Source organism: Bacillus sp. 1A, from assembly GCF_052682215.1.
This window is the reverse complement of the sequence record NZ_JBQYLZ010000001.1, coordinates 2,173,452-2,191,272: the sequence shown is the minus strand read 5'-3', so window position 1 is coordinate 2,191,272 and position 17,821 is coordinate 2,173,452. Positions and strand designations below refer to the sequence as shown.

The window sequence follows — 17,821 nt, the reverse complement described above, 5'->3', positions numbered from 1 at the left end:
CCCATGCTAATTTTGTGTTAATCGCTTCACGATTTTCACTGTTTCGTACGCCGCTTTCTCAATTTGCTCTTTCGTATTTCCAAGTCCGAAACTAAAGCGTACGGATGAACGTATTTGATCGGAGTCTTTTCCGAACATCGCTACTAATACATGTGATGGATCAATCGAACCAGCTGTACACGCCGAACCACTCGACACTGCAATGCCAGCTATATCTAAGTTCACAAGGAACGGTTCAATGTTCATTCCTGTAAAACTGATATTAAGCACATGTGGTAAGCGATATTCTAAGTTTCCGTTTACCTCGAAAGTAATGTCTTCATTTTTGAAGACAGATACCATTATATCTTTAAACTCTTCATATTGGGCATTTTTTTGCTCACGAGTTTTTTCAGCTAGCAAAATTGCATGTTGCAAACCAACGATACTCGGTACATTTTCAGTACCAGCACGGCGTTTTCTTTCTTGCTCCCCGCCTATTAATAACGGTTCAAATTTCACATTTGCACCAGCGTATAGGAACCCTACACCTTTTGGTCCATTAATTTTATGAGCTGAAATCGATAATAAATCAATGCCGAACTCTTTCACATCTATTTCTACTAACCCGTAAGCTTGTACCGCATCTGTATGAAAATAAGCTTGATGCTCTTTTAGCAACTTCCCTATTTCCGCGATTGGTTGCATCGTCCCGACTTCATTATTCCCAAACATAACGGATACGAGAATCGTCTCTTCTGTTAATGCATTTTGTATGTCAGAAACTTGAACGCGTCCTGTTTCATCAACAGGTAAATATGTCACTTCAAACCCTTCGCGCTCTAACAATTCACACGTATGCAAAATTGCATGATGTTCAATTCGCGTCGTTATAATATGGTTACCTTTATGACGGTTCGCACGTGCTACACCTATAAGTGCTAAATTATCCGCTTCTGTACCACCGCTCGTAAATATAATTTCATTCGGATTCGCATGAATGCTACGTGCTCCCGCGCGTCTTGCCTCATCTACTGCATGGCGCGTTTGACGTCCATAAAAGTGAATACTCGACGGGTTCCCGAATGTTTCTGTCATATATGGAATCATCTTTTCGACCACTTCTGGGTGAGTCGGAGATGTCGCAGCATGATCTAAGTAAATGCGTTCCATTAAATCTCCTTCTTTCCAAATCGTTTCACAAGGAATTAAATGTAAAACATATAGCCCCCGTGATTTTCTTCCTCATAACGTACTAAATCTTCTAACGTTGTACTATCTAACACTTCTTGCACCGCATCACGAACACGCATCCATAATTGGCGTTGTGCCGGTTCCTCTTCTTCTATCATTTCTACAACACTAATCGGGCCCTCTAATACACGGATTACATCCCCAGCTGTAATGTTAGCTGGCTGATCAGACAATACATATCCGCCATATGCCCCACGCGTACTCTTTACTAGACGAGCGTTACGAAGTGGTGAAATTAATTGCTCTAAATAATGTTCCGATAAATCATGTGCCTGCGCAATTGATTTTAAGGAAATTGGACCTTCACCAAACTTTTTTGCAAGATCGATCATAATTGTTAAGCCGTAGCGGCCTTTCGTTGAAATCTTCATCTATTTTGCACCTCTTTTCAAATTTTCACTTCTATTGGTTATATCTTATTTATAAAAGAACACAATTTAAAATCCTATGAAATTATAGCATAATATAGTATTATAAGAAATTTCAACTTGTGTATCAAAATGATAACATAAAATCACATTGAAAAACTCGGAAATTATTACAATTGAAAGAAAAATGAAAATATTTATATTCATTTTTTCCACAAAACAGCATCCTATTTCAAATTCCACTAAAAAAAATGATACGATAGAAAGAGATTATACATTAAGGGAGACGGTAAAAATGAAACAACCACTCGCACATCGAATGCGCCCTACAAATATTCAAGAAATTATCGGACAACAACATTTAGTTGGTGAAGGAAAAATTTTATGGCGAATGGTCCAAGCAAATCATTTTCAATCTATGATTTTATACGGCCCTCCAGGCACAGGAAAAACATCCATTGCGAGCGCAATTGCAGGAAGTACTGGAACCCCTTTTCGCCTATTAAACGCTGTTACTCATAATAAAAAAGATATGGAAGTTGTCGTACAAGAAGCAAAGATGCATCGACACCTCGTTTTAATTTTAGATGAAGTACACCGTCTAGATAAAGCAAAACAGGATTTTCTACTACCTCATTTAGAAAGCGGACTCCTTACGTTAATCGGTGCAACAACGAGTAATCCGTTCCATGCTATTAATTCTGCTATTCGAAGTCGTTGTCAAATCTTCGAATTACATGCATTAACAGAAGATGATCTTTTAATTGGCTTAAAACGAGCACTTGAAGATAAAGAAAAAGGTCTTGGGGAATATGATGTAACGGTTACGTCGGAAGCATTACATCACTTTGCAAATGCATCTGGTGGAGATATGCGTTCCGCTTATAATGCACTTGAACTTGCTGTTTTATCTAGCTTTACAACGGACGACAAAGCTGCGGAAATTACGCTAGAAATTGCAGAAGAATGCTTGCAAAAAAAGAGCTTCGTTCACGACAAAGGCGGTGATGCTCATTATGACGTATTATCGGCATTTCAAAAATCGGTACGCGGAAGTGATGTAAATGCAGCACTTCACTATTTAGCACGTCTTATTGAAGCTGGTGATTTACAAAGCATTGGTAGACGTCTTCTTATTATGGCATTATATACCCTATCAATGGGAAAATTATTTAAACAAACAATTATTCTATAAACCTCTTTATTATCAATGGATAGTAAAGGGGTTTTTTATTCCCAAAATAAAATTAATAGGGGGATAATCCATTATAAATAACGAATATCTTTTAGTAATAAACTGTGTAGAAAGGAGAAAGTTATGCTCACTAACTATAAATACTTTGTACGAGAAACCATAATAGAAGAAATCAATAACAAAGAGAATTTTCAAACTAACGTGGTAAGTATAGGTATTAAGAATAGGGTAGATGGTACAGTTGCACCTTCCCCCTTAACTAACTTCCTTATAAAAAATTACGAGGTACATAGAGGGAAATTAAATACTATTAAGGCTCCCGCTTACGTAATCACAAGATTTCTTAATTATATTAATGAAAGAATCGAACAAAAAGATCCCGACTTCATTACTTTACGAGAAGCAGGACTAAAAGGTTTAGAACTACAACACGCCAGTAGCTTTTTGTCATATCAAACACTTATTAAAAATAATAAATTGAACACCTTTGAACACTACGCGAACTATTTAAATGACTTTTACGTCTTCCTAAACTTAGAAGGCATAACAAGGAATTATACATTCCAAGAAACCATAATTACAACTCAATATGGAACAAAAAGAAAAAAATTCGTCTCATTTGATGAGGCTCCTTCTCCACCAATCAAACCTAATAAAATCCTACAACGACAAACCTACAAAAAGCTTAAAGACTTCGGAGAAAATCGTTTAGTTATGGTAATTGAATTTATAGAAATTACTAAAGCTTTATATCCTGAAATAGCCCTTGGTATCTTTTTTATGTTTTATGGGGGACTTAGACGCGGAGAAGTCGTGAATCTAACCAAAGATAGCTTTGACTATAAAAAAAATTCTCACTGTATAATAAAAATAAGAAACAGAACAAAAATTTTATTCTCTCATATTAAAGACAATTCAAAAAACCAACCAAAAAAAGAAAGAGATCAATTGATACTATTAACCCCCCTACTAGACGAACTACTTGAGACCCATTTAAAATACTTTTCAAAACATCCAACAGCTCTTTTTACAAACCAGAATGGAACACCCCTCACCGGAAAAAGTTTTGAAGGAAGATTCAAAAAAATAAGAAAAAAGTTCGAAGAAGAGCTAAGTCAAAAGATTGAGCGTAGAAATGATTATGAGTTAATTAAAGGAGTCATTTGGTCAAGCCATATCGGCAGAGGAGTTTTCACAAATTTTTTATTATCAATCGGTATGCCTTTAACAGAAGTATCAATTGCAAGAGGGGATGAAAGCGGAGAATCTTTAATGGCATATATCGAGGAATTAAATGCTCAAGCCGCTTTAATAAAAGGATCAGAAGTAATTGCTCAAAGGTATAAAGAGTATAAAAATTGTATCTCAAAAAAAAATTTGGATAGCGAGGAAATATCACAAGCATCCTTAAAAGGAGTTGCAACAATTGAACCACAATATATCACAACCTTTAAAAAGCTATACACAACAATTAAATAAACCATTAGATCTGATTTCTTTTAATCAAGTAAATAAAGATCAGAAGTACAAACACGTAAAGATGTCTCACGAAAAACTGAACAATCTCGAGAAAAATGGTTTTATTACTACATATGAAGGTACAATTCCTGGTGCAAAATACGTTTCACTCTCTCAACTTGAACTACTTGTAAAAAAAGAAAAACAAGAAGCTCAAACTACAATTACTTTTAATGCATTAAATAAATCAAAAGAGTTTAGACATTTACGTTGGAGCAAAGTAACTAAATTGGTTTCTGAAGGCGAACTTGAATTCGTCAAGACTATTTCTGGATTCAAAGCTGTTACCATTAGCTCACTTAAGAAGTACATAAAAAAAATAGAATCCTCAAACAGCAATGATGGTTTCATTTCAACATCAAAAATATTAACAACATATAAACAAGCACATAAAATACTTTATACAAATGTAACTACCAGTTTCCTGAAATATGCAATGGACAATGGTGTTCAATATAAGAAAATAAATGACTCCATTCTTCTTGATATTAAAGAACTAGAGAATTTCCTAGGTGCTTTCAATTCTAAATGGATTCAAAGAAAAGAAGCCACACAGATTTTAAAGGTATCTCCGACCTATCTCTTTAAACAAAGTCGCAAACGTAAAATAAAAACTCTAAGACTCGGACGTTGTATATATTATAGTCGAGTCTTTATTGAGTCAGAGCTAACAACACTATCTTTAAAAAGAAAGCAACAAAAACTAATACACTTAAGAAAAATTGAAGAAAACAAAAATATAAAAGAACTAAAGAACCTAGGGAACAAAACCTCCCTTAGTAATGCACTACTTTTTTTAAAAGGAAAAGGAGTGCATATTAATAAGGAAGAATCTCTGATATCTTTATGTCTATTATTAAACATTAAAATACTAAATGCTAAAACTACAAATCAAAAATTAATATACTGGAAACACCTTAAGAAAATCAGCAATGAATATGTACCTTTTTCTTTCACAGAACCTAAAATTACAAATTATTGTAAAGAGAACAATATACCGTTAGTTCCTATTAACAACTCTACTTCCACTCTAATTAGCAAAGATAATTTTCAATCTTTACTGTCTCATTTTTATTATTGTAAATCCGATGCACAAGACCTTTTAAACGCATCCAACCCTGCCTTTCAAAAAATAAAAAAACAATATATAAACACCAAGTACATTTTCACTATTCGTAAAAGTGTATCCTATTTCTTAAAAAGTGCAATAGATACTTTAGTTCTTCAACAACAAGAATACTTTACTGAATGGATGGACTGGAGAGAAGCAAAAAAATTTATCAATAATCCTAAAATGCTACAACACTATACAAGTAAAAATCAAAAGATTAAAACTATAGAAGCACCATTATTAATCCATCCCCTTATACAGCCTGGAAGACTCCTTTATTCTAGGCGAGATGTAATACACCTTGCACAAGAGCTCGAAAAAAGTATTCAATTTAATAATTTAGGGATTAATAACCCCTATAATGTTTTTGAATTAGGAGTTAAACAAATCTATAACCTAGAATTTGATTCTATTGCTTCCAAAGCAAAAAAGATCTGGTTTGACTTTGTAAAGAAAAAATTATTTGAATCTAAAAAAAATGAACAAGGTACAAGGAGCTATTTAAAACAATTAATAGCTTGTACTAATCTTATAGCTACAGTCACTTCAGAACTAAAAAAAGAAATATTCAATTTTACATCAAACGAGTTAAACACTCATTTTTTTGGACCTGATGATATTCCTAAAGATTACAAGAAGATTTTTTACTCTTTTATCACAAAATTACATAGTCAATTTCGAGAGCTAGCAAATTCGGTAGGCAAAAAAGTATTCAATCTAAACAATGTTTTAAAAGTACATAATGAAATTAAATCAAAAAAATGTAAAGATATTTATCCCTTTATTGAATATCTACAATTATATGACTATGCCAACAATATTAATTTGCATAAACAACAAGCTATAAATGATACTCGATTGAATCTTAAAGGACTTCCTTGTTCTCGCTACGACTCAATGTGGCTACTTCTTCTTGTAAATTTAAATAATCCTTGGAATCACGGAGATATTCTAAATTTGCCAAAAGTTGACCTTACTATGACTGAAATTAAAAGTCTAGAATGGCTAGAACACAATGAGATTACCTCAAAAGATGTTAAATCTATTTTAATACAATTAAAGTTATGGGATTCTCGAAGAGAAAAAACGAATATTCAACAAAACTTTCACATTTCATCGGAGTTGGAGTTAGCATTTGCAACAGCTATATCCATTTGTGAATTAAGGCGAAATGCAGAATCTTCTACATCTCAAAACACATTGATTGATTTAAAAACGACGTCACAAAGATTAAAAAGAAGTCATAAACCTTATATAGAGTTCTTCAAGAATCTACATAGTGACTTTTATTATGAAAACCTAAAACTTTCTAGAAGTATTATTTCATATAAATACACTGTTTTATCCGAGTACACAGAACCTAATGAAGAAACAATAAAGTATGAGAGAGGACATTCCAAGCAAGATACAACTAATATATATGTTCATATACCATCTGAACATTTGGATTTTTTATGTAAACAATTGTTCGCACGAGATTTCTTTGGAAATATTTATTACAATCTTTCTAACATACTTTATGGTGAAACAAAAAAACGAGATGAACAAACGCTTCGAATTATTAATTTAAAGAAGCGCCTTGGAGACATTTTAAGAACTGAAAGAATATCTGCTATATTAAATGAGCTTTCAAATGAAAAAAAAGTTGTAGATGAGATTATCTTTGGTATGGATACACCTTTAGTTAAATCCATACACGATAAGCTATCCTGTCACAATTTACAAGCAAAGGAAAAAGACTATCAATGTCTTAATTATCCAAATGGTTGTGTATATCCAGGTAGAAGTTGCATTAGGTGCCCCTTATCAGTAGGCAATCACTTAGCTGTAATGAGCGTAATTAATAAATTAAAAAACAGTTTATATGAAATTTCAAACACTTTCGACAGCTCAACCACTCAAGAAAAAACCGTCATAGCTAATCAATTAAATCAAAACCTTATAGATTTCGGAGCTTGCATATCACAATTCACTCAACAAGATGCCAATGAGCTTTACCAACTTCTTTCTATTGAAAGAGAAGACTTTTTATCCTTTTTAGCTAAACTTCCTAATTACGAATACTATATTACCTATAATCCTAAATTGGAGCGATAGCCGTGAAGCCACTTAAAGTAGATTTAGAAGATATTTCAATCGAATTACTTTCAGATGAACAATTTGATTTTAAACACAGTTCACTTGAGGCAAAAAGCATTTTAAATTCTCTGTTTTATGATGATATATTACACCCCCTAATAAGATTGGAATTTGATGACAACACTTGGATATTACCTAACAACTATCACGGTACTCTTACATTGGATTTTAGTATATTTCAATCCGAATTAAAACTTAGCACCTTAGATATTCTGAGAATAAAATGTTGGATAGCAAAAACCTTACAAAGGGTCACTACTCTTAGAGCACAAACACTATTGAATAGATTAATCTTTACGATAAGAAAAACAAATTATTTTGATATAAATAAAAGCGAAGAATTTGCTGATTATCTCCGAACCACTAAAGATATATCAAATATGTATAAACTTTCTATTATACAAGTAACTTTAAACTTCCTTGACTACAATTTATTTGAAACATCTTATAATAGTTATGATAAAGCTTTATATTCCTTATCAAAATCCATTAAACCCGAAAATAGTACGAGAGAACTTCCTACAGCAACCGATATGATTGTATTCGATTCTTGGGTAGAACAATTTTATCACGATGAAATTGCCAAAAATGAGATTAGTCCTACACTCATACGCTACTATCCTATTGTTATGTGGTGGAAATTAACTACTATAATTCCAATACGCCCTATAGAATTCTGTGATATTAGTAGAGATGCCTTATCTGAAGACAAAGAAGGGAAATTTCATCTAAAATTACCAAGAAAGAAAAATAAAAATAACATTCAAATTATTGACAAGATACACATTAGCAAAGACCTTGGTGAAATAATTAAACACTATTTAAATATTACCAAGAACTTTGGTAAAAGTAATACACTGATATCATATCGTTCAATCCAGTCAACTTATCCAGAACAGCATATTAAAACTACAAATGTAACTAAAATTAATCCAAATTTAATAACTACTGGAAATTTCAAATGGCTATTAGTCAACTTTCACAGTGAAATACTAGAGGGGAAGTATAATTTAAAAATTCCAGCTTATGCTCGAGAAAGACATCCAAGCCAAGGTTACGATTTAACCAAACAAATAACGCCCGGCGATACTCGACATATAGCCATAATGTCATTAATATCACAAAAATATCATCCAATTGAAATAGCCAGATTAGCTGGGCACAGAACTTTATCAGCATACTTCCATTATTCTAATCACAAATCTTACTGGATTGATCTAGAGGTTCAAAAGCTTTTATTTAAATTTCAACGAGAAAAAAATTCTATTGCTAATGGTAACTATGAAACTTCCCAAAATCTATGGGCAAAAATAACTAATCGGTCTTTATATAAACCCCCTACTAATAATTATCAAGAAAAAATGAAAATTGGTTTTTGTACAGATAACCAAAAACGGTGTTTCACGGATTGCATCTTGTGTCAACATTGGAGAATTTCAACAACGGAATTCAATACCCCTGCAACACAAAAGATTATCCAACAAGCTATTCAAAAACACACAAACACAGCAACTAACTTACTTACAGATTTGTTTAACCTTATACAAGCGCTTAATCTCGATGAATTCACTTCGATAAATCCAGAAATCAAAAATACATTAGACCAGAAAACAATGGCTTTTAATGAAATGATTCAACAAATAGCAAAAGTAAAATATATTAAGGAGGAAAAATTAATCAATGACTAAACAAAAACCAGGAGCTCCCATCAAAGAGTACTCTACAGAAATTATTAAAAACATTATCTATAATTACAGGCAAGATGAACAGCCTACAGGACGTATCTCTTATTTAAAAATATGGAAGTATGCTTTAAAACTGTCGCAAGCTCAAGATAATAATGTAGAATGTAACAATGCACTAAAAATAGATAGAAAATATGGTTCCGAAGATTTATGGAGAAAAAATAATAAAAAAACTGGAAAACCTAATCTTGGAAAAAAATTAGTGGATGAAGCGAATAAAATAAAAAATTACTATGTTACTGATACAAATAACAACTCAATAAAAATACCTAGTGTCGAAGATGCTGTTTACAAACTCCATTCTAAAGAAGATATCATTGAATCATTAAAACCTTTAGAAATACTTTGTATAGACTACGCTCACAAAGCAGAAGCATTATCCAAGCAAATTGAAAAAATTCAACAAGAACTAGAATTCTACAAAGGGCTATCTATCAAACAAGAAGAAGCGATTTTCAAATTAGCTAGATATGGGCGTTCAAAAGATGGCTTGGTTAAAAATATTTTAAATACAGGAACCAGTAAAAACAAACTTGTTGCTGAAGCACTAGAAAATATATTTATTAATCCAATGGAGTTTCTTTATAATGATATTAGTGATAACAATCAATCTACTAATACAATTAATTTAAAGGAAAGAAAACAAAAGCTCACCAATAAATATGGCTTGTAAATATCAAATAAACTACAGATCATCCAAAATCCTTATATAAACTTTCAACAGGAGGTCATTTTATGGATCATACTCCCTTAGCGTATAGAATGCAACCTAAAACAATCGATCAAGTAATTGGCCAAGAACACCTTTTAACCGAAGGACAACCTTTATATGAAATGATTTCAAAAGATCATATATCATCAATAATACTGTATGGTAGACCTGGAATCGGAAAGACATCTATTGCTAGCGCAATCGCTGGAACAGCAAAGTTACCCTTCAGAAAATTAAATGCTGTTACAAATAACAAAAAAGATCTTGAAATTGTAGTCAATGAAGCAAAGATGATGCGAAGGTCTATAGTGCTCTGTGTAGACGAACTTCATAGGTTTAATAAAACACAGATAGAATATCTATTGCCATTTATAGAAAAGGGTTTATTAATTCTAATTGGGCTAACTAGTGAAAATCCTTACCATAATATAAACCCTGCTATTCGTTCAAGGTGTGTTATCTTCGAATTAAATCCATTAACCGAAGATGAAATCAAACTAGGTCTAACAAAAGCTCTAAAAGATGATATAAATGGTCTAGGTAAATATAATATAACCATTGATAATGATGCTTTAACTGCTCTTGCAAATTCATCAGGCGGGGATATGAGAGCTGCATTAAATAATTTAGAATTGGCTTATCTAACCGCTTCAAAAACAGATGAAAATATTAATAAAATAACTCTAAATAATATCAAAAAAGCAATACAGAAAAACAATATCCATATGGATAGAGATGGAGACAATCATTATAACGTATTAAGTGCATTTCATAAATCTATGCGTGGTGGGGATGTTGATGCTAGCCTGCTTTATTTAGCAATGTTACTAGAAGCCGGGGATCTAAAAGGCATATATCGACGTATAATAGCCGTTGCATATGAAGATGTAGGATTAGCCCAAAGCTTAGGCACAAAGGTTATAGCCGCAATTCAAGCTGCTGAAATAGTCGGTTTAAGAGAAGCAAGAATACCATTATCTAACGTAGTAATTGAATTGTGTTTAAGTCCAAAATCAAATCAAGCTTTAGTAGCTATCGATAAAGCTATTGAGTTAGTTCGTTCTGGCAAAAGAATAAATATCCCTAATCATTTAAAAGATAACCACTATGAGGGGGCGCAAGAACTTGGTAATGGTATAGGATACGAATATCCCCATAATCATTCAATTGGAAAATTTGGCGGATGGCTTCCTCAACAATATCTTCCCGAAAATTTAATTGAGACTAGGTTCTATCAACCTGATGAAATTGGACAGGAAGGACTACTAAAGAAAATTAATGATAAACTTAAAAACGAACAAATTAAATATTTAAAAACAAAAATGTAACTTAAGAATTTGTAAATAACTACAAATAAAATCTTTATATCCTAATAAGAAAAACACTAAGCAAGGGAAACTGACCTTATTTAGTGTTTTTCTTTACTCATAAATAATTAAGTTATTATTATTTCCTTCTCTTTCGAGATATCAATAAACTTTCCCCTATTTATTCTATGGAGCTTTATCCTATCTATAGTATGTGGATTACCTTTGGGACAAATATGATAGGAGTATCTACCTTTCAAAATATATTTCCCATTATATTTCTCTTTACTCGTTCCTAAATAAACAGTCCCTTTAAAGGTCTCCACATAACTATGAATTGTATCAAGAACAAATTGATACTCTGATTTATTTGAAATTTCATTTGGTATAGCACCCGTCCCTAGTAAAACGTAGTCCGATAATTGAATCGCTTGTTTAATATAAGATAAATTCTTCATCAATTCTTTGTAATAAAGATCACAATACTTTTCTTTTATATTAGATGAAATATTATCTAATTTAGAAGAATCAGACTCGTAGAAAGGATAAGCATTTACTATGGTAAACTCCCCTATTTTCAAATCCATAAGATTGTGATATGCAATTTTTGCACATTTATTGATAGTGTTATCAGAGTCTTCTTCATCAGCCTTACTTGGATTCATTAAAATAAAAAGAAAATTTTTATTAAATTTATTCTTTAACTGAGCAGTAAGAATGTTTCTTGATAACCTTTCATTATTTACATAATTAATTATACAATGTGTAGGTGTCTTAACATAATTAGGGTATAACATCTCAACAGGAAGTCCACCTTTCTCTTTTTGAAAACTTTATCATTTATTATAAGATTAGTTACTGCAATGATTTCACAAAATATGAACAGCTACCTTTGCTTCTCTCATTTCTCTTAATAAAGCATATTCCACTTCCTCCACGGTATGTGTATAAGGTAAATATGCTATACCATCAATATCTGAAGGTTTTTCAACATTCGATTTTAATATACAACATACATTTGAACGTCCTAACTTCCCATAGAAAAATCCTAATTCAAATAAAACATTTTGTCTTGCCCTAAATTTATAACTTAATGATTCAAATGGTACTTCCTCATATAAAGCACCTATATCATCGGGCGTAAGCAAAACAATTGCATACCCCACCTCAGAATATTTTTCAAACTTCTCTATTAAAGTGAGTCCGCTATTAACCATTCTATTTAATACAATTGGTTCCAAACCACCCCTTCTTAGGATAGCTTCTGTTTCTAACAAAGCAACTTTATCTCTTCCGTGAACAATAAAGACTTTTTTATTGTCCATCCCTTCCATCTCACTATAATTCTTCGGCAGTGGCTCATCTTTATTAAAAATACTCGGTAACATATCCTCTAGTATATTTATATGGTTTAACAGGGATTCATATCCAGTATCATTAATTGTTTTCCCTGTATTTGAATAATGAAAAGCCTCAAACTCAAAGTCAGGAAACCCCAATTGCTTTGAACAATTATTCAGCATCATTACTAACCTTTCCAAATCATCAGTGTATCGCCACTCTTTATTATAATTTCTAATATCTTTGATTACTTTTTTTAATTGAAACACTACAGTATTATCTTGCTTTCTCATTAGTCTCCCCCCTACCAAAATATGTTATCATAATTATATAATATCAAACCAATAAATTTTTATTAATGTAAAAATGGAGAGTGATAGTACAGTGAATTTTGAAGAACTAAAAGAATTAATAAATAACATAGAAGATAAAAAATCACAGTTTGATCGTAGTAATTTTTTCAAGCTAACTTTCCATCAACCTTCACAGCTGATTTAATCGATGTAATTGGTAAAGACAAAATTGAAAATTGGCTACATCAATTTGAAAGTCCGGAAGACAAAGATATTGCTAGTGGAATTTTTTCAAAAATTCAATATTATGATAGTCAATTAGTTAAAGATTTATGTAAATTAGCATTTATTGAATGGCAAATAAACAATCAAGCAAGTATTCAAGATGCAATATTTATACCGTTAGGATTGGCGGGAAAAAGTGGTCAAATGGTAGGATACTTATTTAGAACGGTCAATGGTATTCCTGAATTTAAAGTGAAATATCAAGAATCTTTAAGCAAAGAAGACATCATACAGAATAAACATATTATTTTTTTAGATGATTTTACTGGAACTGGAAATCAATTTTTAAAAAACCCAATAGTACAAGATACTATCAAGTTAAAAGAGAAAGAACAAAGCCCAATTCAACTTGCTTTCATTTCATTAGTCGCTACAGAGGAAGCAATAGAAAATATACAGAACAATATTAATATACAAATCATCTCTCCACACATAAGGCGGAAAGCATATGCTGGTAACGATGATGAATTCATTGGATTTAACGAGAAATATGGAAGTGGATTATTTAAACGAGGAGATAAGGATCAATACTTAGGTTGGGGAGCGATTGGTGAAACAATTGTTTTCTTTTATAATGTTCCGAATAATACTTTACCCATTTTATGGTCTAGTGCTTACTCAAAAGTAACACAGAGCAACTGGATTCCACTCTTCACTAGAAGTGGTGTTAATGGTGCAAGACCATCTGCACGTGGAGAAAACGCAGCTAAAGCATTCTATGAGCATCTAACAAACTCTACACTCTATTCAGAAGACTACCTTATCTGGACAGATCTAGTAAAAGAAATATATTTAAAAATGAGGGTAGACACCTTTGAATTAAATGAACTACATACTCTATTATCGATAACATCTAACTTAATGATTCCTTATGATATGCTTACGTACGATTCTCCACTACCTTTTCTAAATAAGATAAGAATTTATATATTAGATGTAGTAGCAGAGCAAACAAGCATAAAGTGTTCCGAAGAAAATTTCACTAAATTATTAAATATTCTAGACGTAGATCAATATTCAGTCACTCAAGGGTTTTTATTGCGCACTAAAATCTCATCTATTATAAAAAATATAATACTAAAAAATAATCAACTACTAGATTTATCCATAAACAATCTAGAAATAAAGAAAGAAAACATTTATATAGTACAAGGATTAACATCAGCACTACTGATGATTCCTAATGAAGAATTCAGGTCACTACTTCTCCCACTCTGTACTAAATTAAAGGCTATGCGTTATCATAATACCAGCCATACGTTACGACTTCATACAGAAATATTATTGGCTAGACTTGAAGCAAGGAAAATCAATTTACAAGATATAAATTTAGATATTGCAAAACGACACGTGAATTATTTTGGCGAGTATAAAATCTTACCAGTAAATATAATTCAAAGTCATTTAGGACAAATTCTATAAATAATTTCTTACCCTATGCCCTAATTATTTAATGTACAATTAATTAGGGCATCATTTATTCTCTTCTAATAACCTTGTAATTAAAAGCTCTATTTAATTAAGATTTATCTTCACACTTATCTAGTAATACACTTATTTCTTCGGAAACCGCCTCATACTCCTCTTCCCTTAACAAACTAAATTTATTATCAAGAGTAATAGTTTTACCCTCAAAAGCTATACCTTCTATTTCTACCAATCCCAGTATTAATTGTGCATTATTTGGTTTGTTCATAATAATAAATTGTAACATTCTCTCTAAATTTTGCTTTTCCTGATCTTGTTGATTAGGTGAATCTATAATGATGGGACAAAACGTAGAAGTAGCGTTTTCTTTCATTACCTGAAGGATACTATAGTAATATGCTAGTAACGCTCTTGGCTTACCACTTCCACTCTCCGAGATTCTTGAACTAATTTTCTTATACGATTTTTCGTCCATTGTTAGAACTCCTAGATTAAGCAAGTTCTTTTGCATTAACTCAAAATATCTATCTCTAATTCGTTTTTGTCTCTTTCTATCTTCATACATCCTTAAGTCACTTTTTAGACTTTCGATAAACTGTTCTTTTAAAGAAATGGTAGTTGTCAATTCTGTTATTTCATTTTCAATAATAGAATTCATTTCTTTTTTACCTTCATTAAGAATCATATCCTTAAAATTAGTACTCCCTTTCTTTTTCGAGAGCATCACTTCTATATTTTTAATTTCTTGATTATTAGTATTAAACAGCAGATATTCCTCTTTTATTTTTATACGAGTTTTTATCAATTCTAAATCTAAATCATATAACAAATTTCGACAAGTATCTTCATCTTTTGCAATTGAAAAACGCTCAGCGAATGAGTTTTCATATGTAACTCCACAAGTCGGACATTCTATTATGTTAGATAGTTCCGTAGAAAATTCAAAGTCCGCTTTTAACTCATCTATTGCACCTTGCACTACCTTCACTTGATTTTCAATATCTAACCTATCATTTTCCAATTCTAATATTCTTTGTTTAAGTTTTTCTCTCCGCGCATTCAATTCCTCATATCGAGTAAGTAAATCTTCAACCTCTTTTTTAAACTCTTCTGAATCAATTAAAACTATTTCTTCTTTAATTTGGTCATTAATTTTTGATCTAATATTATCAGAAATAACTCTTTTATATTCTAAATCGGATATTTCTTTATAATAGGTTTCAATTAAGGCCTTTAATTCATAATATTCGTTTGGTTTAATCCCTGTATGGTAATTAACTATTTTCTCTCTCCAATTACTAAACTGAGAAAGTTTGGTGAAAGAATTCCAATTATCATTCCAACCAGCATCTTGATCTATATAAAATGGTAGGAAAAAGTATGCAGGTGGAGGTATTAATAATTCACCAGACCTATCATTTAATTTAATCCTATAATCAAACAACTCGGCTAAAAATGGACCTATTCCCTTAGTAATACCATTAAAGGTTTTAATTACTTTTTGCTTAGAATCAAATACTGCAAAAAAATTTTCTTTACGTAAAATAGAATAACTCTCTTCATCAATCATAAAATCAATTAATGTAATTGCATTAGCAGTTTTCCAATTTTGATGCATATCTTTTGGCTCAGCACCAAAAGTCCAGTATATACTCTTAATTAATGAAGACTTACCAGTGTGATTATCACCTTTTATCACCGTTATATTTGGATGAAATGTTATCCTTTTTGCTTTCTTTTCCACGAATGATACGAGTTTCATTTCCTTTATTATTAAATTTTTCATAGTTAGCTAACCTCAGATTTCTAATTAATCTTCTAAAATTTTCACTCATCTTTACAATACTCCATAAGTATTACGACTTTGATATAGAATTCATTGTATAAAGGATGTGGATTAACTTTTAAATAATCCATATATACAGGCTGAAGCAAGTCTACATTTAAATAATTTACTTTTTTATTCTTATATTTTTTTAGGCTTTCTTTGATTTGACTTATTATCTTTTTCAGAGGTAAGTTGGCATAATTCATTTTATCCACCTTATATTGATTCCAAGCCTGCTTTAATTTTAACCTATCTGAAAAAGGTATCCCTTCCTGTACCAGGCTATCAAAACTCAAGTCCCATAGTTCTTGTTCTGTATCGTTCTCCGAAAACATTTCTACGTATTCTTGAAATTGTTTTCGACTAATTCCTTTTCTTTTAGCTAATTCATCGAAACCACTTATCTCTCCTTCATAATTATTTTTGACCTTAACTTCACTAAATAATGCATCGTATACTAAACTAATTTTATATTTAGAATCTGGATTTTGCCTCTCGATAAACTCACTTAATTTCCCCTTCAAATATGTTTCTCTATTATTTATTAACAGTTCAGAGACCTCAAAAAAGGTTATTTCAATAAAATCCGGATTATCTTTCAACTGATGTTCTGCAATAACCTTATTAATAACTTCCCCAAGAGTTTCTTCACTTAATTCTGCTAAACAAACCTTACTCTTAGTTACACTTTTTTCACCGCTCAAAAGCTTTAAATTATAAGTATAATTTGAAATAAAATTAAGTGATAACGTATGATTTGGAAATTGCATCTTACACTCATACATCTTTCCGAGAATTGATAAAGTTGGTCCCTTTTTCCCTTCTTTACGTTTAGTGAGTTCTTTGATTGTCCATTTTTTTGCAGCTGTCTTTATTTGAAAGAAAGATACATTCTCCGGATCTATATCCGAGTCATACACCACAACATCATCATAATAATCCATTACTAGAAGGAAATTCTCATTTGTTTCATACAATTCCATCATCTTCAAAATTGCCCAATCCTTTTGATAATCAAATCTATTAGATGATCTTGATCCACTTATATCTCTTGGTTTCTTAGAAGTTAAATCCCTTAGTTTTTCCATATAATCAACCTATCCATCTCCAATATTAAACAGTTTACTATTTTTAACATATCAAAATTGGCTCTTATTTGCCATACATAAAGATTAAAAATCAGATAATTTTGTAAGGACATTTCTGAATTAAGAAGCTTCCATATAGAAACAAAAAAACAGATAGTTAGCTTTCATAATAGACTAACTACCTTATGGGGTATTATGTAGTATTTTTTATCACAAAAAGTTACTAATAA

At 31.3% G+C, this 17,821-nt stretch carries 12 protein-coding genes and 1 pseudogene; 7 read left to right on the top strand and 6 right to left on the bottom strand.

The genetic code is table 11. The features are described from left to right. Window positions 1-6 precede the first annotated feature (6 nt). On the bottom strand, window positions 7-1,152 hold the full coding sequence (locus ACUN0F_RS11015) for a cysteine desulfurase family protein (RefSeq protein ID WP_000439914.1): 1,146 nt from the start codon (window positions 1,150-1,152) through the stop codon (window positions 7-9). A 35-nt stretch (window positions 1,153-1,187) separates the two neighbouring features. Then, the gene (gene cymR, locus ACUN0F_RS11010; RefSeq protein WP_000704116.1) at window positions 1,188-1,604 is read right to left on the bottom strand and encodes a cysteine metabolism transcriptional regulator CymR; all 417 of its coding nucleotides are present in this window, start codon (window positions 1,602-1,604) and stop codon (window positions 1,188-1,190) included. Window positions 1,605-1,896: 292 nt separating this feature from the next. Between cymR and ACUN0F_RS11005 the strand changes: the two are divergent. From ACUN0F_RS11005 to ACUN0F_RS10980, 6 genes and pseudogenes are all read left to right on the top strand, one after another. Then, window positions 1,897-2,745 (top strand): annotated as a pseudogene (locus tag ACUN0F_RS11005) (replication-associated recombination protein A); the annotation flags it as partial. A 174-nt stretch (window positions 2,746-2,919) separates the two neighbouring features. Next, window positions 2,920-4,275, top strand: a complete 1,356-nt coding sequence (locus ACUN0F_RS11000; protein ID WP_445539494.1) for a tyrosine-type recombinase/integrase — start codon at window positions 2,920-2,922, stop codon at window positions 4,273-4,275. Continuing rightward, complete coding sequence (locus tag ACUN0F_RS10995; protein ID WP_445539493.1) at window positions 4,223-7,522, top strand: hypothetical protein; 3,300 nt, start codon at window positions 4,223-4,225, stop codon at window positions 7,520-7,522. Before ACUN0F_RS11000 ends, ACUN0F_RS10995 begins: the two co-directional genes overlap by 53 nt. A 2-nt stretch (window positions 7,523-7,524) precedes the next feature. Then, window positions 7,525-9,252 carry a hypothetical protein gene (locus tag ACUN0F_RS10990; RefSeq protein WP_445539492.1) on the top strand — a complete coding sequence of 576 codons (1,728 nt, stop codon included), beginning with the start codon at window positions 7,525-7,527 and terminating at the stop codon, window positions 9,250-9,252. Next, window positions 9,245-9,982: a hypothetical protein gene (locus ACUN0F_RS10985; RefSeq protein WP_445539491.1), complete on the top strand. Its 738-nt coding sequence runs from the start codon at window positions 9,245-9,247 to the stop codon at window positions 9,980-9,982. Before ACUN0F_RS10990 ends, ACUN0F_RS10985 begins: the two co-directional genes overlap by 8 nt. Window positions 9,983-10,044: 62 nt before the next feature. After that, a complete protein-coding gene (locus tag ACUN0F_RS10980) occupies window positions 10,045-11,349 on the top strand; it encodes a replication-associated recombination protein A (protein ID WP_445539490.1) in 1,305 nt (434 codons plus the stop codon). A 107-nt stretch (window positions 11,350-11,456) separates the two neighbouring features. On the opposite strand, the gene ACUN0F_RS10975 is transcribed toward ACUN0F_RS10980, so the two are convergent. Both ACUN0F_RS10975 and ACUN0F_RS10970 read right to left on the bottom strand, forming a co-directional pair. Beyond that, window positions 11,457-12,125 carry a DUF1643 domain-containing protein gene (locus ACUN0F_RS10975; protein ID WP_445539489.1) on the bottom strand — a complete coding sequence of 223 codons (669 nt, stop codon included), beginning with the start codon at window positions 12,123-12,125 and terminating at the stop codon, window positions 11,457-11,459. Between the two features lie 72 nt (window positions 12,126-12,197). Beyond that, window positions 12,198-12,962 (bottom strand): TIR domain-containing protein, encoded by a 765-nt coding sequence (locus ACUN0F_RS10970; protein ID WP_445539488.1) that lies wholly within the window; start codon window positions 12,960-12,962, stop codon window positions 12,198-12,200. Window positions 12,963-13,166: 204 nt separating this feature from the next. Here ACUN0F_RS10970 and ACUN0F_RS10965 point away from each other — a divergent pair, with 204 nt between their 5' ends. Then, entirely contained in the window at window positions 13,167-14,669 is a 1,503-nt protein-coding gene (locus ACUN0F_RS10965; protein WP_445540816.1) for a phosphoribosyltransferase-like protein, read from the top strand. A gap of 97 nt (window positions 14,670-14,766) precedes the next feature. On the opposite strand, the gene ACUN0F_RS10960 is transcribed toward ACUN0F_RS10965, so the two are convergent. After that, window positions 14,767-16,461 (bottom strand): hypothetical protein, encoded by a 1,695-nt coding sequence (locus tag ACUN0F_RS10960; protein WP_445539487.1) that lies wholly within the window; start codon window positions 16,459-16,461, stop codon window positions 14,767-14,769. Between the two features lie 41 nt (window positions 16,462-16,502). Beyond that, window positions 16,503-17,591, bottom strand: a complete 1,089-nt coding sequence (locus ACUN0F_RS10955) for a dsDNA nuclease domain-containing protein (RefSeq protein ID WP_445539486.1) — start codon at window positions 17,589-17,591, stop codon at window positions 16,503-16,505. Window positions 17,592-17,821 lie beyond the last annotated feature (230 nt).

Excerpts from the sequence above, each read along its gene's own strand:
- ACUN0F_RS11015 (WP_000439914.1), bottom strand. The coding sequence starts at position 1,152 with ATGGAACGCATTTACTTAGATCATGCTGCGACATCTCCGACTCACCCA.
- cymR (WP_000704116.1), bottom strand. The coding sequence starts at position 1,604 with ATGAAGATTTCAACGAAAGGCCGCTACGGCTTAACAATTATGATCGAT.
- ACUN0F_RS11000 (WP_445539494.1), top strand. The coding sequence starts at position 2,920 with ATGCTCACTAACTATAAATACTTTGTACGAGAAACCATAATAGAAGAA.
- ACUN0F_RS10985 (WP_445539491.1), top strand. The coding sequence starts at position 9,245 with ATGACTAAACAAAAACCAGGAGCTCCCATCAAAGAGTACTCTACAGAA.
- ACUN0F_RS10980 (WP_445539490.1), top strand. The coding sequence starts at position 10,045 with ATGGATCATACTCCCTTAGCGTATAGAATGCAACCTAAAACAATCGAT.
- ACUN0F_RS10975 (WP_445539489.1), bottom strand. The coding sequence starts at position 12,125 with ATGTTATACCCTAATTATGTTAAGACACCTACACATTGTATAATTAAT.
- ACUN0F_RS10970 (WP_445539488.1), bottom strand. The coding sequence starts at position 12,962 with ATGAGAAAGCAAGATAATACTGTAGTGTTTCAATTAAAAAAAGTAATC.
- ACUN0F_RS10960 (WP_445539487.1), bottom strand. The coding sequence starts at position 16,461 with ATGAAAAATTTAATAATAAAGGAAATGAAACTCGTATCATTCGTGGAA.
- ACUN0F_RS10955 (WP_445539486.1), bottom strand. The coding sequence starts at position 17,591 with ATGGAAAAACTAAGGGATTTAACTTCTAAGAAACCAAGAGATATAAGT.